This window comes from Marilutibacter aestuarii (genome assembly GCF_006546775.1).
Classification (GTDB): domain Bacteria; phylum Pseudomonadota; class Gammaproteobacteria; order Xanthomonadales; family Xanthomonadaceae; genus Marilutibacter; species Marilutibacter aestuarii.
Map to the genome: position 1 here is coordinate 20,093 of NZ_VICE01000120.1, position 12,690 is coordinate 32,782.

14 protein-coding genes and 1 tRNA gene are annotated in these 12,690 nt (G+C 70.2%); 9 read left to right on the forward strand and 6 right to left on the reverse strand.

The window, feature by feature from the left end:
- Positions 1-36: 36 nt before the first annotated feature.
- The 3 genes from FKV25_RS12820 to FKV25_RS12830 all read right to left on the reverse strand — a co-directional run bounded on the left by FKV25_RS12820 (position 37) and on the right by FKV25_RS12830 (position 2,673).
- Positions 37-1,440: a PhoH family protein gene (locus FKV25_RS12820; protein WP_141519193.1), complete on the reverse strand. Its 1,404-nt coding sequence runs from the start codon at positions 1,438-1,440 to the stop codon at positions 37-39.
- 115 nt (positions 1,441-1,555) lie between these two features.
- Positions 1,556-2,047 (reverse strand): peroxiredoxin, encoded by a 492-nt coding sequence (locus FKV25_RS12825; RefSeq protein WP_141519194.1) that lies wholly within the window; start codon positions 2,045-2,047, stop codon positions 1,556-1,558.
- Positions 2,048-2,055: 8 nt separating this feature from the next.
- Positions 2,056-2,673 carry a glycine cleavage system transcriptional repressor gene (locus tag FKV25_RS12830; protein WP_425462630.1) on the reverse strand — a complete coding sequence of 206 codons (618 nt, stop codon included), beginning with the start codon at positions 2,671-2,673 and terminating at the stop codon, positions 2,056-2,058.
- A 164-nt stretch (positions 2,674-2,837) separates the two neighbouring features.
- Between FKV25_RS12830 and dapA the strand changes: the two genes are divergently transcribed.
- Together dapA and FKV25_RS12840 are read left to right on the forward strand one after the other, a co-directional pair.
- Complete coding sequence (gene dapA, locus FKV25_RS12835; protein ID WP_141519196.1) at positions 2,838-3,743, forward strand: 4-hydroxy-tetrahydrodipicolinate synthase; 906 nt, start codon at positions 2,838-2,840, stop codon at positions 3,741-3,743.
- Positions 3,744-3,778: 35 nt separating this feature from the next.
- The gene (locus tag FKV25_RS12840; protein WP_141519197.1) at positions 3,779-4,285 is read left to right on the forward strand and encodes a hypothetical protein; all 507 of its coding nucleotides are present in this window, start codon (positions 3,779-3,781) and stop codon (positions 4,283-4,285) included.
- 72 nt (positions 4,286-4,357) lie between these two features.
- Here FKV25_RS12840 and fdxA read toward each other — a convergent pair whose 3' ends face one another.
- Positions 4,358-4,681 (reverse strand): ferredoxin FdxA, encoded by a 324-nt coding sequence (gene fdxA, locus FKV25_RS12845; protein ID WP_141519198.1) that lies wholly within the window; start codon positions 4,679-4,681, stop codon positions 4,358-4,360.
- 121 nt (positions 4,682-4,802) lie between these two features.
- Positions 4,803-4,878: transfer RNA gene (locus FKV25_RS12850), tRNA-Glu, on the reverse strand.
- Positions 4,879-5,002: 124 nt separating this feature from the next.
- Here FKV25_RS12850 and pcnB point away from each other — a divergent pair.
- The 6 genes from pcnB (at position 5,003) to pgi (ending at position 10,736) form a co-directional block, all read left to right on the forward strand.
- Positions 5,003-6,334, forward strand: a complete 1,332-nt coding sequence (pcnB, locus tag FKV25_RS12855) for a polynucleotide adenylyltransferase PcnB (RefSeq protein WP_141519199.1) — start codon at positions 5,003-5,005, stop codon at positions 6,332-6,334.
- A gap of 15 nt (positions 6,335-6,349) precedes the next feature.
- On the forward strand, positions 6,350-6,847 hold the full coding sequence (gene folK / locus FKV25_RS12860; RefSeq protein WP_141519200.1) for a 2-amino-4-hydroxy-6-hydroxymethyldihydropteridine diphosphokinase: 498 nt from the start codon (positions 6,350-6,352) through the stop codon (positions 6,845-6,847).
- 83 nt (positions 6,848-6,930) lie between these two features.
- Positions 6,931-7,764 (forward strand): 3-methyl-2-oxobutanoate hydroxymethyltransferase, encoded by an 834-nt coding sequence (panB, locus tag FKV25_RS12865; RefSeq protein ID WP_141519201.1) that lies wholly within the window; start codon positions 6,931-6,933, stop codon positions 7,762-7,764.
- A 49-nt stretch (positions 7,765-7,813) separates the two neighbouring features.
- On the forward strand, positions 7,814-8,659 hold the full coding sequence (panC, locus tag FKV25_RS12870) for a pantoate--beta-alanine ligase (protein ID WP_141519202.1): 846 nt from the start codon (positions 7,814-7,816) through the stop codon (positions 8,657-8,659).
- A 157-nt stretch (positions 8,660-8,816) separates the two neighbouring features.
- A complete protein-coding gene (gene panD / locus FKV25_RS12875) occupies positions 8,817-9,197 on the forward strand; it encodes an aspartate 1-decarboxylase (protein WP_141519203.1) in 381 nt (126 codons plus the stop codon).
- 18 nt (positions 9,198-9,215) lie between these two features.
- Complete coding sequence (pgi, locus tag FKV25_RS12880) at positions 9,216-10,736, forward strand: glucose-6-phosphate isomerase (protein WP_141519204.1); 1,521 nt, start codon at positions 9,216-9,218, stop codon at positions 10,734-10,736.
- Positions 10,737-10,763: 27 nt separating this feature from the next.
- On the opposite strand, the gene queG is transcribed toward pgi, so the two are convergent.
- On the reverse strand, positions 10,764-11,840 hold the full coding sequence (queG, locus tag FKV25_RS12885) for a tRNA epoxyqueuosine(34) reductase QueG (protein ID WP_141519205.1): 1,077 nt from the start codon (positions 11,838-11,840) through the stop codon (positions 10,764-10,766).
- Between the two features lie 25 nt (positions 11,841-11,865).
- Here queG and FKV25_RS12890 point away from each other — a divergent pair.
- On the forward strand, positions 11,866-12,690 hold an 825-nt coding region (locus tag FKV25_RS12890), incomplete at its 3' end, for an NAD(P)H-hydrate epimerase (protein WP_141519206.1).

Here is a 12,690-nt window from a genome sequence, read left to right on the forward strand (position 1 = left end):
GTCGCCCGGCCCTGGCCGCCGGCATCCCGTGGTCGGTCACAGCACTTCGGAGGCGTGGTCGGCCAAGCGCGAGCGCTCGCCGCGCCGCAAGGTGACGCTCGCGCTGTGTTCCCAGTTCTTGAAGCGGTCCACCGCGTAGGTGAGGCCGGAGGTGGTCTCGGTCAGGTAGGGCGTGTCGATCTGCTCGACGTTGCCCAGGCAGACGATCTTGGTCCCGGGGCCGGCGCGGGTGATGAGCGTCTTCATCTGCTTGGGGGTGAGGTTCTGCGCCTCGTCCAGGATCAGCCAGCGGCTCAGGAACGTGCGACCGCGCATGAAGTTCATCGAGCGGATCTTGATCCGGCTGGCGAGCAGGTCGTTGGTGGCCGCGCGACCCCAGCTGCCGCCTTCCTGGTTGTGGGTCAGCACTTCGAGGTTGTCGGTGAGCGCCCCCATCCAGGGCGTCATCTTCTCCTCCTCGGTTCCCGGCAGGAAGCCGATGTCCTCGCCGACGCTGACGGTCGCGCGGGTCATGATGATCTCGCGGTAGCGCTGCTGGTCCATCGTCTGCGCCAGGCCCGCGGCCAGCGCCAGCAGGGTCTTGCCGGTGCCGGCGGTGCCGAGCAGGGTGACGAAGTCGATGTCGGGGTCCATCAGGGCGTTGAGGGCGAAATTCTGCTCGCGGTTGCGCGCGAGGATGCCCCAGACCGCGTGCTGGCTGTGGCGGTAGTCGTCGACGATCTGCAGGACGACCTTGTCGGCCTCCACGCGTGCGACCTTCATCTCCGATTCGTCGTCGCCGGGCAGGTACAGGAACTGGTTGGGGTACCACTCCTCGTCCTCGCCGCGGGCGATCTCGTAGTAGGTGCGGCCCTTGTCGGTCCAGGACCTGAGCTCCTTGCCGTACTTCTGCCAGAAGTCCTCCGGCAAGGCAGTGGCGCCGGAGTACAGCAGGCTGAAGTCGTCCAGCGCGCGGTCGTTCTCGTAGTCCTCCGAGGCGATGCCGGCGATCGACGCCTTGATGCGCAGGTTGATGTCCTTGGAGACGAACACCACCGGGGTGTCGGGCTCGGCTTCCTTCAGCGCGAGGATCGCGCCCAGGATCGCGTTGTCGGGCACCACCGCGCCGAAGCGCTTGCCGGCATCGAAGTTGTCGGTCTGGAACAGCAGCCGCCCGCTGCTCTGCGCGCTGCGCAGCTGCAGGCCCTGCGGGTGGGCGAGGGTGATGCCCTCGTGGATGCTGCCGTCGCGCCCCCCCTGGGTCTCGATCAGTTCATTGAGGAAACGGCTGACCTGGCGGGCGTTGCGGCTCGCCTCCGAGGTGCCCTTCTTGCCGTTGTCCAGCTCTTCGATGACCTGCATCGGCAGGAATACGTCGTGTTCCTCGAACTTGAACAGCGCGGTGGGGTCGTGCATCAGGACATTGGTGTCGAGCACGTAGATACGCTTGCTTCGCGTCATGCGGACTTCCTGGTTCTGCGGCGGGGTAGGGGGTGCAACGGGTGCGCCATCGGGCACGGCAAAGCCGCCGTGGCCCGCGTGGCGGGACGGCGGAAACCGTGGAGGGCGGCGTGGGTCACTGCGTGGATGCAGCCTTCAGTGCGTCGAGGACGGCCTGCGCATGGCCGGCGACCTTCACCTTCCGCCATGCATGCGCGACGACCCCCTTGGGGTCGACCAGGAAGGTGCTGCGCTCGATGCCCAGGACCTTGCGGCCGTACATGTTCTTTTCCCTGATCACGTCGAAGGCCTGGCAGAGGGCTTCGTCGGCGTCGCTCACCAGCGGGAAATCGAAGCCCTGCTTGGCGACGAAGTTGTCGTGCGAGCGCACCGAGTCGCGCGACACGCCCATGACCGTGGCGCCCAGGCGCTTGAACTCCGGCAACAGGGCGTTGAAGTCGAGGCCTTCGGTGGTGCAGCCCGGGGTGCTGTCCTTGGGATAGAAATAGAGCACCAGCCATTCCCCGGCGTGGTCCCCCAGGGTGGTGGTCCCGCCGCCGGACAGCGCCAGCGGCAGCTTCAGGGTCTTGGCGGGCAGTTTCCTGCCTTCTTCGGCGGTCTGGGTCATCGGGCTGTTCAGAACTTCATCGGGTCCATGATGGCGTCGAGGTTGAGGTGGTCGCAGAACTCCAGGAAATCGTCCCTCAGCGCCGCGATGTGCATGTTCGACGGCACCCCGACGGTGACCTGCGCGGAGAACATGTCCGCACCCGTCTGCATGGCACGATAGCGCGAACAGTGCAGGCTTTCGATGGTGATCCCCTGGCGGTCGAAGAAGTCCGCCAGCTGGAACAGGATGCCGGGCTTGTCGGCGGCCACCACCTCGACGATGTAGGGCAGCAGGTTCGACTGCGCCTGCTTGGCCCCGGTGCGGTACCAGATCAGCTTCAGGCCTTCCTCGCGCTCCAGGCGGGTCAGCATGGCCTCGAGCTTGGCCACCGCGTCCCAGGAGCCGACCGCCAGGGCCGTGACCGAGACGTCGCGACCGACGGTGGAGAGGCGGGCATCGACGAGGTTGCAGCCACTGTCGCTGATCCGCCGCGACACCGACAGCAGCGGGGATTCCGGATGCGTCGTGTAGGCGTTGATCAGGAGGTGGTTCTCGTGGGGCGACGGTCGGGAAGCGGGATCGGTCAAGACGGCGCCTGTGGGGAAATGAACGGGGTGGAGCGAGTGGCGGCCGGGCCGGGCCATGGTGCCTTCCATCGAGGCGTGTACCGGGCCCGACCGGTTTCGGCCAGCATACTTGCCCGCGCTTTTGCGCCGCAAGTAACATCGGCACATACCGGCGCGCCTCCCGCGCCGCCCCCAAGACTTCCCGGGCGCCACCCGGCGCCCATCCGACACAGGTCCGCACCTTGCAACTTTCCGGCAGCATCACTGCGCTGGCGACGCCGTTCGACGTCGCCCGCGAAATCGACATCGACGCCTGGCGACGCCTTCTGGCCCAGCAACTCGATTCGGGTACCCAGGGCATCGTGGTCGCCGGCTCCACCGGCGAGGCGGCGGCCCTGTACGACGCGGAGTTCGACCTGTTGCTGCGCAGCGCGGTCGAGTTCGTCGCCGGCAAGGTGCCGGTGCTGGTCGGTACGGGACAGTCCAACACCTCCAAGACGATCGAGCAGACGCGCCGCGCCGCCGCGCTCGGCGCCGATGCCGCCCTGGTGGTGACGCCGCCCTACGTGCGGCCGACCCAGGCGGGCCTGGTCGCGCATTACCGGGCGATCGCGGACGACGGCGACCTGCCGCTCGTGCTCTACAACGTGCCCGGGCGGACCGGTTGCGACATGCTGCCGGAGACGGTGGCGGAGTTGGCCGGGCACCCGCGCATCGTCGCGATCAAGGAGGCCCGGGCCGAGCCCGGGCGGATGCAGGCCCTGCTGGAGTTGCAGGACGCCGGCTTCGCCGTCCTCAGCGGCGACGATCCCACGGCCTGCAGGGCCATGCTGGCGGGCGCGCGGGGCGTGGTCTCGGTCGCATCCAACGTGCTGCCGGCGGCTTTCCGCCGGCTCTGCGACCTCGCCCTGGCCGGTCGTCGTGACGACGCCACGGCCTGGGATGCACGCCTTCAGGCCGCCTACGAGTTCCTTGGGGTAGAGTCCAACCCGATCCCGGTCAAGGCGCTGCTCGCCCTGCAGGGCGTCGGCCACGAACTGCGCCTGCCCCTGCAGGTGCTCCCGGCCCGGCACCAGGATGCCGCCATGGCCATGTCGGTTTCGATCCGCGGGATCGAGGCCGAGTGCGAAAAGCCGGTCGCGGCCTGAACCGCCGCCACCCACCCCGAACACTGGAGAATCCGATGTCCCCACCCCTGAGCATTTCCCGCGCCGTGCTGGCCAGCGTCCTGATGGCCGCCCTCGTGGCCACGGCCGGCTGCAGCTGGCTTCGCCGGTCCAGCGACCTGTATTCCGGCGATCCCGCATTGCGCCCGCTGGAAGTGCCGCCGCCGCTGCCCGACGAGAACGCGGCGCCGGTCGAAGGCAGCGCGACCGCCAGCGCGGTGGCCGCCGCCAAGCGGGCGCCGGGTCCGGCTGCACTGGGTTTCAACGCCACGGGCACGCGCGACGAGGTGTTCGGCAACGTCGGTGCGGCGCTGGAAGCCATCGACGGGGTACGCATCGCCAGTCGCGCCCAGCTGCTGGGCGCCTACGACGTCGAGTACAAGGGCAGCAACTTCCTCGTCCGCGTCAGCGAGATCGAAGGCGGTGCGTACGTATCGGCGGTCGACCCGCGCGGCGTGCCGGCATCCGGCGAGGGCCCGACGGAACTGGTCGGCATGCTGCAGGCCGCGCTCGGCGGCCAGTAAGCCGCCCCCCCGGCGGTCCAACGACGAAGGGCGCCCGAGGGCGCCCTTGCTTTTCCAGTGCCCGCGAGGCGCTCAGCGCTCGAGCAGGGGCAGCTTGTCGAGCTTGCCTTCCCAGTCCTTGGCGTCGGGTAGCGGCTCCTTGCGCGTGGTGATGACCGGCCACGCGCGGGACAGTTCGGCGTTGAGCGAGACGAAGCCTTCCTGCCCGGCGGGGACGTCGTCCTCGGGGTAGATCGCGTTGATCGGGCATTCGGGCTCGCACAGCGTGCAGTCGATGCACTCGTCGGGATCGATCACCAGGAAATTGGGCCCCTCGTGGAAGCAGTCGACCGGGCACACCTCGACGCAGTCGGTGTACTTGCACTTGATGCAGTTTTCGGTGACGACGAAGGGCATGGCGGGTTCCTTGGCTGGGCCGGGGCATTTTATCGGGCGGCGCGGGCGAAGCCCAGCGCCCGCCACGCGGGGCCCGGAAACCAGAAAGGCCCGCGCATTGCTGCGCGGGCCTTCCGGTATCTGGTACTCCCTAGGGGATTCGAACCCCTGTTCCAACCGTGAGAGGGTCGTGTCCTAGGCCTCTAGACGAAGGGAGCAGTGTTCCGCGGCAATCCGTCAGGACTGTCTGCGGCCTGCTAGTATAGGCGGCTGTCGTCGCCTTTGGCAACGATTTCCCACCGCCCTTTCACATTTCGTTGAGCTGCGGCAAAGTCCGCCCGAATGCCACCCGATCAAGACACCGCCAATCTCGCGCCGGAGCCCAGCCTCCGGATCATCCCCCGCGACCAGCATTGCGTCTCGCGCAAGGACATCAGTTCCAGTGCGTTGCGCGTGCTGTACCGCCTCCGGGACGCCGGCTTCGCGGGCTATCTGGTCGGTGGCGCCGTGCGCGACCTGCTGGTGGGCGGGCATCCGAAGGACTTCGACGTCGCCACCGACGCCACGCCCGAACAGGTCAAGCAGTTGTTCCGCAACTGCCGACTGATCGGTCGCCGCTTCCGCCTCGCGCACGTGGTGTTCGGCCGCGAGATCATCGAAGTGGCGACCTTCCGCGCCAATACCGACGACGGCAGCGGCGACCGCGAGGTCGAGGGCGGTCGCCTGGTGCGCGACAATGTGTACGGCAGCATCGAGGAAGACGCGATCCGCCGCGACTTCACCGCGAACGCCCTGTACTACTCGATCGAGGACTTCTCGGTCCGTGATTACACCGGTGGCTACGACGACGTCGCCAATCGGCTGATGCGATTGATCGGCGACCCGGAAACCCGTTACCGCGAGGACCCGGTGCGCATGCTGCGCGCGGTGCGCCTGGCGGCCAAGCTGGGCTTCGGGATCGAGGCCGCGACCGCCGAACCGATCGGACGGCTGGCCCCGCTCATCGCCGATTCCGCGCCGGCGCGCCTGTTCGAGGAGTGCCTGAAGCTGTTCCTCTCGGGGCATGCGGTGGAAAGCTTCCTGGGCCTGGAGCGGCACGGGCTGCTGCCGGTGCTGCTGCCGGAGACCGCCGCCGCGCTGGCGTCCAACCGCAGCGGCGCGCTGCGCAACGTGCTCCTGGCCGGCTTCCGCAACACCGACGAGCGCGTGGCCAACGACGAACCGGTGTCGCCGGCCTTCCTGTTCGCCCTGTTGCTGTGGCCGGCGTACTGCCGCGCGCTGTACCAGTTGCAGTCGCAAGGCATGCATGCCGTCGAGGCCCAGCGCCGCGCCGCCGACCGCGTCACCGTGCACCAGCTCGACACCGTCGCGTTGCCACGCCGCTTCTCGCTGCCGATGCAGGAGATCTGGCTGCTGCAGTCGCGCTTCGGCAGCCGCCAGCGCAAGCGCATGTTCAAGCTGCTGGGGCACCCGCGTTTCCGCGCCGCATTCGATTTCCTGAGCCTGCGCCTGGCCGGCTCCGACGAGCATGCCGCCGACGTCGCGTTCTGGCGCGAGGCGCAGCTCGACCCGGCCAACGTGATCGCCGCGCAGGCGGAGGCCGCGGCGTCCCGCGATGAAGAGGCCGACGAGGAACCGCGTCGCCGCCGTCGCCGTCGCCGGCGCAAGCCCTGACCGGGCACCGGGTCGGTGGACGCCACCATCCGGGCCTACGTGGGCCTCGGGGCCAATCTCGGCGAGGCCGAAGCCGCGGTGCGCGCCGGCCTGGCGGCGCTCGATCGGCTGCCCTCCACGCGCCGCGTCGCCGTGTCGCGCCTGTACCGGACGCCCGCCTGGGGCCTGGTCGAGCAGCCGGATTTCATCAACGCCGTCGCCGCGCTCGACACAGCGCTCGCGCCCGGGCGCCTGCTCGAATCGATGCTCGACATCGAGCGCGAGGCCGGACGCGACCGTCGCCACGACACGCCGCGCTGGGGACCGCGCGTGCTCGACCTGGACCTGCTGCTCTACGGCGATGCCGTCATCGAGTCACCCGGGCTGCAGGTCCCGCACCCGCGCCTGCACGAACGTGCCTTCGCGTTGCTGCCGTTGCTCGAGATCGCCCCGGACCTCGACATCCCCGGCATCGGACCGGCGCGTGACTGCCTGCGGACGATGGCGGTCGACGACATCGAGGCGATAGGCTAGCCCCCGGGGTGGACGCGGGTGCCTTCGAGCGCCGCGGTCTCCTCGCGCCACTTTTTCCCGAACACAGCCACAGGCCACCGCGCATGTACGCCTCCCCCTCGAAAGACGATCGTCCCGCCGACAAGCCCTGGACCGTGCCCGGACTGGCCGCCGCCAAGCGCGAAGGGCGCAAGCTGGCCATGCTGACCTGCTACGACGCGGGCTTCGCGCGCACGCTCGACGCGGCGGGCATCGACCTGGTCCTGGTCGGCGACTCGCTCGGCATGGTGGTGCAGGGTCGCGACAGCACCCTGCCGGTGACCGTCGCCGACATCGCCTACCACACCGCCTGCGTCGCCCGCGGGCTGTCGCGCGCGCTGCTGGTGTCGGACCTGCCGTTCGCCGCGGACGCCGACCCGGCGCGCGCGCTCGAGGCCTCGGTGGCCTTCCTGCAGGCGGGCGCGGGCATGGTCAAGCTCGAGGGCGCCGGCCACAAGCTGGAGGTGATCCGCCATCTCGTCGAGCGCGAGATCCCGGTCTGCGCCCACCTGGGCCTGACGCCGCAATCAGTGCTGCGCCTGGGGGGCTACAAGGTGCAGGGACGCGACGAAGCCGCGGCCGCCCGGTTGCGCGAGGACGCGCGCGCGGTGCAGGCCGCCGGGGCGTCGATGCTGGTGCTCGAATGCGTGCCCAGCGGCGTCGCGGCGGCGATCACCGCCGACCTCGACATCCCCACGATCGGCATCGGCGCCGGCCCGGGCTGCGACGGCCAGGTGCTGGTGCTGCACGACATGCTCGGTCTCGACAGTGGCCATCGCCGCCCGCGCTTCGTCAAGGACTTCCTCGCCGAGGGCGGATCGGTCGCGGCGGCGGCGCTGGCGTATGCCGAAGCGGTCCGCGAAGGGCGCTTCCCCGATGCGGAACATGCCTACGCCTGAGGGGATCGGCGACAATGAAGGCCTTGCCACCTGAAGGCCGTTGCCCGACATGCTCGAAACCCTGATCGAACTCGACGCGCTGCGCGCGCGCGTCGCCGGATGGAAGCGCGAGGGACTGCGCGTCGCCCTGGTGCCGACGATGGGGAACCTGCACGCGGGACACTTTTCGCTGGTCGAGCTCGCGCGTGCCCGCGCCGACCGCGTGGTCGCCAGCATCTTCGTCAATCCCACCCAGTTCGGTCCGGGCGAGGATTTCGAGCGCTACCCGCGCACGCCCGACGCCGATGCCGCCGGCCTTGACGCCGCCGGGTGCGACGCGGTCTGGATGCCCTCGGTGGACACCATGTACCCGTTCGGCATCGATGGCACCGTCCGCCTGGTCGTGCCGGGCGTCACCGCCGTGCTGGAGGGGGCGCACCGCCCGGGGCATTTCGATGGCGTGGCGACCGTGGTCGCGCGCCTGTTCAACCAGGTCCAGCCCGACCTGGCGGTGTTCGGTCGAAAGGACTACCAGCAACTTGCGGTGATCCGTTACCTGGTGCGCGAGCTGGCGTTCCCGCTCGAGGTCGTCGCCGCGCCGATCCTGCGCGAGGCCGACGGCCTGGCGATGAGCTCGCGCAACCAGTACCTCTCCGCCGCCGAGCGGCCGCGCGCGGCCGCCATCCACGCCGCCCTGCAGGCGATGCGCATGGCCTTCGAGGCCGGAGACGGGGTCGAGGCCGTCGAACGGATGGCCGCCGCGCGACTGGCCGGGGAGGGTTTCGACGTCGACTACGCCGTCCTGCAGCGCGCCGACCTTTCGGGGCCGGCGCGGCGGGGCGAGCCCTGGGTGGCCCTGGTCGCGGCGCGCCTGGGTGGCACCCGCCTGATCGACAACCTCGAGTCCGGTTCATGAATCCCCGCTGACGCGAAGGCGCGGTTGCACCGCAGTGTTGCGCCCATGCGGGCCCGAATGGGGGTTCGACGGCCGCGTTGGCATGTTGCGCCGCGCCATCGGCTGCTAGAATCCGCAGTTCACGTCGACCTGCCGTCCCCGCGACGGAATGAACGCCATGCTGCTGAACGTACTCAAGGCCAAGATCCACCGCGCATCCGTGACCCACGCCGAGCTGCACTACGAAGGCTCGTGCGCGATCGACGGCCGCCTGCTCGATATCTCGGGTATCCGCGAATACGAGCAGGTGCACATCTTCAACATCAACAACGGCCACCGCTTCGTCACCTATGCGATCCGCGGCGAAGAGGGCAGCGGCGTGATCTCGGTGAACGGCGCCGCCGCGCACCTGGCCCAGCCGGGCGACCTGGTGATCATCTGCGCCTACGGGCAGTGCGACGAGGCCGAAGCGGCGGAATACAAGCCGACCTTGGTCTACGTTGACCGCGAGAACCGATTGACGCATACCAACGAGTCGATTCCCGCTCAGGCCGCTTGACGGCCGCCATTGCCATCGATGACCGCCACGGACAGGATTGACGACACCCTCCGCGCCCACGCCGAGCGCCTCAAGCACGCCCGCACCGCCGACCTGGTCGCGCGGTCGCCGTCGCGCGCCAACGACCTGGCCCTGCGGGTCGGTCCGATCTACGCCAACTTCGCCCGCCAGGGCTACGACGAACCCGCGCTGGAGGCCCTGTTCGGACTGCTGCGCGAGGCCGATGCGCCAGGCCGCCTGCGCGCCCAGTTCGACGGCGAGGCGATCAACCTGACCGAAGGCCGCGCGGTGCTGCACACCGCCCTGCGCGGCGATACCTCGCAGGCGCCGGCGGCGCGCGAGGCGCATGCGCAGGCCCTGGAAGCCCGGGCCCGCATGGGCGAACTGGTCGCCTCGCTGGAGGCCAGCGGCGTCACCGACATCGTCAGCGTCGGCATTGGCGGGTCCGACCTGGGGCCGCGCCTGGCGGTCGACGCGCTGCAGGGCGTCGGCGCACGGCCGCGCGTGCACTTCCTGTCCAACGTCGATGGCCATGCGGCCCGTCGCGTGCTGGCCGGCCTCGACCCGGCGCGTACCGCCGGCATCCTGATCTCCAAGACCTTCAGCACGCAGGAAACCCTGCTCAACGGGCGCCTGCTCGCCGAATGGATGGGCGAAGCCGCCGCGAGCCGGCTGTATGCCGTGTCGGCCAACACCGCGCGGCCGGCCGAAGCCTTCGGCATCCCGCCCGCGCGCATCCTGCCCATGTGGGACTGGGTCGGCGGCCGCTATTCGCTGTGGTCCGCGGTCGGTTTCCCGATCGCGCTGGCGATCGGCATGGAGGCCTTCGAAGCCTTCCTCGCCGGTGCGGCCGAGATGGACGCGCACGTCATCGAGGCACCGCTGGAACGCAACCTGCCGGCCTGGCACGCCGCCACCGCGATCTGGAACCGCAACGGCCTGGGCCACGCCACGCATGCCGTGCTGCCCTACGACGAACGCCTGAAACTGCTGTCGAACTACCTGCAGCAACTGGTGATGGAAAGCCTGGGCAAGTCGGCGCGCCGCGACGGCTCGCCGGTCGCCGGCGACACCGTGCCGGTGTGGTGGGGCGGGGTGGGCACCGACACCCAGCACAGCTTCTTCCAGGCCCTGCACCAGGGCACGTCGATCATTCCCGCCGATTTCATCGGTATCGTCCGCGGCGACACGCCCCACGTCGAGAACCACCGGGCGCTGCACGCCAACCTGCTGGCGCAGACCGAGGCGTTCGCCAACGGCCAGGCCAGCGACGACCTGCACCGCGCTTATGCCGGTGGCCGGCCGACGACGACGATCCTGCTCGACTCGCTCGACCCACGCGCGCTCGGTGCGCTGCTGGCGATGTACGAGCACAGCGTCTACCTGCAGTCGGTCGCCTGGGACATCAACGCGTTCGACCAGTTCGGCGTGGAACTGGGCAAGCAGCTCGCCAGCCGGCTCCTGCCCGCGCTGTCGGGCGAGGCCGAGCCCGAGGATCCGGTCACCCGCGCGCTGCTGGCGGAATTGCGCAAGGGCTGAGCGGGAGGGTCGCGCTCGCGGCCGCGCTCAGGCGCCGCCGTGTTGCGCCAGGGCCCAGGCCACGTGCTCGCGCACCAGTGCGCTGGCGTCTTCGCGTCGAGACTGCAACGCCGCCACGACCTCCGGCGTCCCGGGTGCATTGCCCAGCGCCACGGCGATGTTGCGCAGCCAGCGTTCGTGGCCGCTGCGGCGGATCGCCGAGCCCTCGGTGCGGCGCAGGAACTCGGCTTCGTCCCATGCGAACAGTTCCGGCAGGGTGGCGCGGTCGAGGTTGTTGCGTGCGCGGAAGTCGGGCTCGTCGCTGCGCCGGGCGAACTTGTTCCACGGACACACGAGCTGGCAGTCGTCGCAGCCGAAGATGCGGTTGCCGATCGGCTTGCGCAGCGCCTCGGGGATCGCGCCCTCGTGCTCGATGGTCAGGTATGAAATGCAGCGGCGCGCGTCGAGCCGGTTCGGCGCGATGATCGCGGCGGTCGGGCAGACGTCGATGCAGCGCGTGCAGCTGCCGCAGTGCGCGCTGGCCGGCGGGTCGACCGGCAGGGGCAGGTCGACGTAGATCTCGCCGAGGAAGAACCACGAGCCGCCGTCCTTGTCGATCAGGCAGGTGTGCTTGCCGATCCATCCCAGGCCGGCATTGCGGGCGAGGGCGCGCTCGAGGACCGGCGCGGAGTCGACGAAGACCCGGTGGCCGAACGGACCGATGTCCGCGGCGACGCGGTCGGCCAGGCGCTGCAGGCGTTGGCGCATGAGCTTGTGGTAGTCGCGCCCCAGCGCATAGCGGGCGACATAGGCGCGCTCGCCATCGGCCAGGGTGTCCCAGGCCTCGTCGCCATCGTTGCGGCCGTAGTCCAGGCCCACCGAGATCACCCGCACGGTGCCCGGGACCAGTTCGGCCGGCCGCGCGCGCTTGTCGCCGTGGCGGGCCATCCATTCCATCGATCCGTACAGGCCCTCGGCCAGCCAGCTGCGCAGGTGTGCCTCGTCCTCGTCCAGTTCGATCGCCGAGATGCCGCAGCGCTGGAAGCCGAGGTCCTTCGCCAGTGCGCGTACGCGCGCCGCGATGGCGTCGGGGTCGAGCGGGGCGGGGGCAGTCGACGGGGTCATGCGGGTGCCAGTATAAAATCGACGCATGCACGATGCCGCGCTCCATTCCGTCACCGCCCTGCGCACGCTGGAAGCGAACGCCGCGCGGCGCCTGGGGGATGCCGGCATGCTGATGCGACGCGCCGGGCAGGCCGGCTGGCAACTGCTGCTGGCGCGCTGGCCGCAGGCGATGCACATCGTCGTGGCCTGCGGGCCGGGCAACAATGGCGGCGATGGCCACGAACTGGCGTGCCTGGCCCGGGACGCGGGCCGCCGGGTGACCGTGCTGCTGCTGCCAGGCCAGGCCTTCGGCAGCGACCTGGCCCGCGACGCCGCGGCGCGTTTCGTCGAGGCCGGGGGCGAGGTGAAGACCTTCGATGGCACATTGCCGGTGGCCGACGTGATCGTCGACGCGCTGTTCGGGATCGGCTTGTCACGCGCCCTGGAGGGCGAGGCCGCACGCCTCGTCGACGCGGTCAACGCCGCGTCGAGTCCCGTGCTCGCGCTCGACTGTCCCAGTGGCGTCGATGCCTCGACCGGCGCGGTGCCGGGACCGGCGATCCTCGCCGACGACACCCTCGAGTTCCTCGCGCCCAAGGCCGGGCTTGCCACCGGCGCGGCCCTGGACTGCGTGGGGCGGACCCACCTGGCCGACCTGGGGGTGGAGGCGGTGGACTTCGCGGGGGTTGATCCGCTGGCGACCCGACTGGTCGCTGCCGACCTGGCGGACCTGGTGCCCCGGCGTCGGCGCGACAGCCACAAGGGACACAACGGCCGCGTGCTGTGCATCGGCGGCGACCACGGCCATGGCGGCGCGATCGTGCTCGCCGGCGAAGCCGCGCTGCGCGGCGGCGCCGGCCTGGTCGACGTC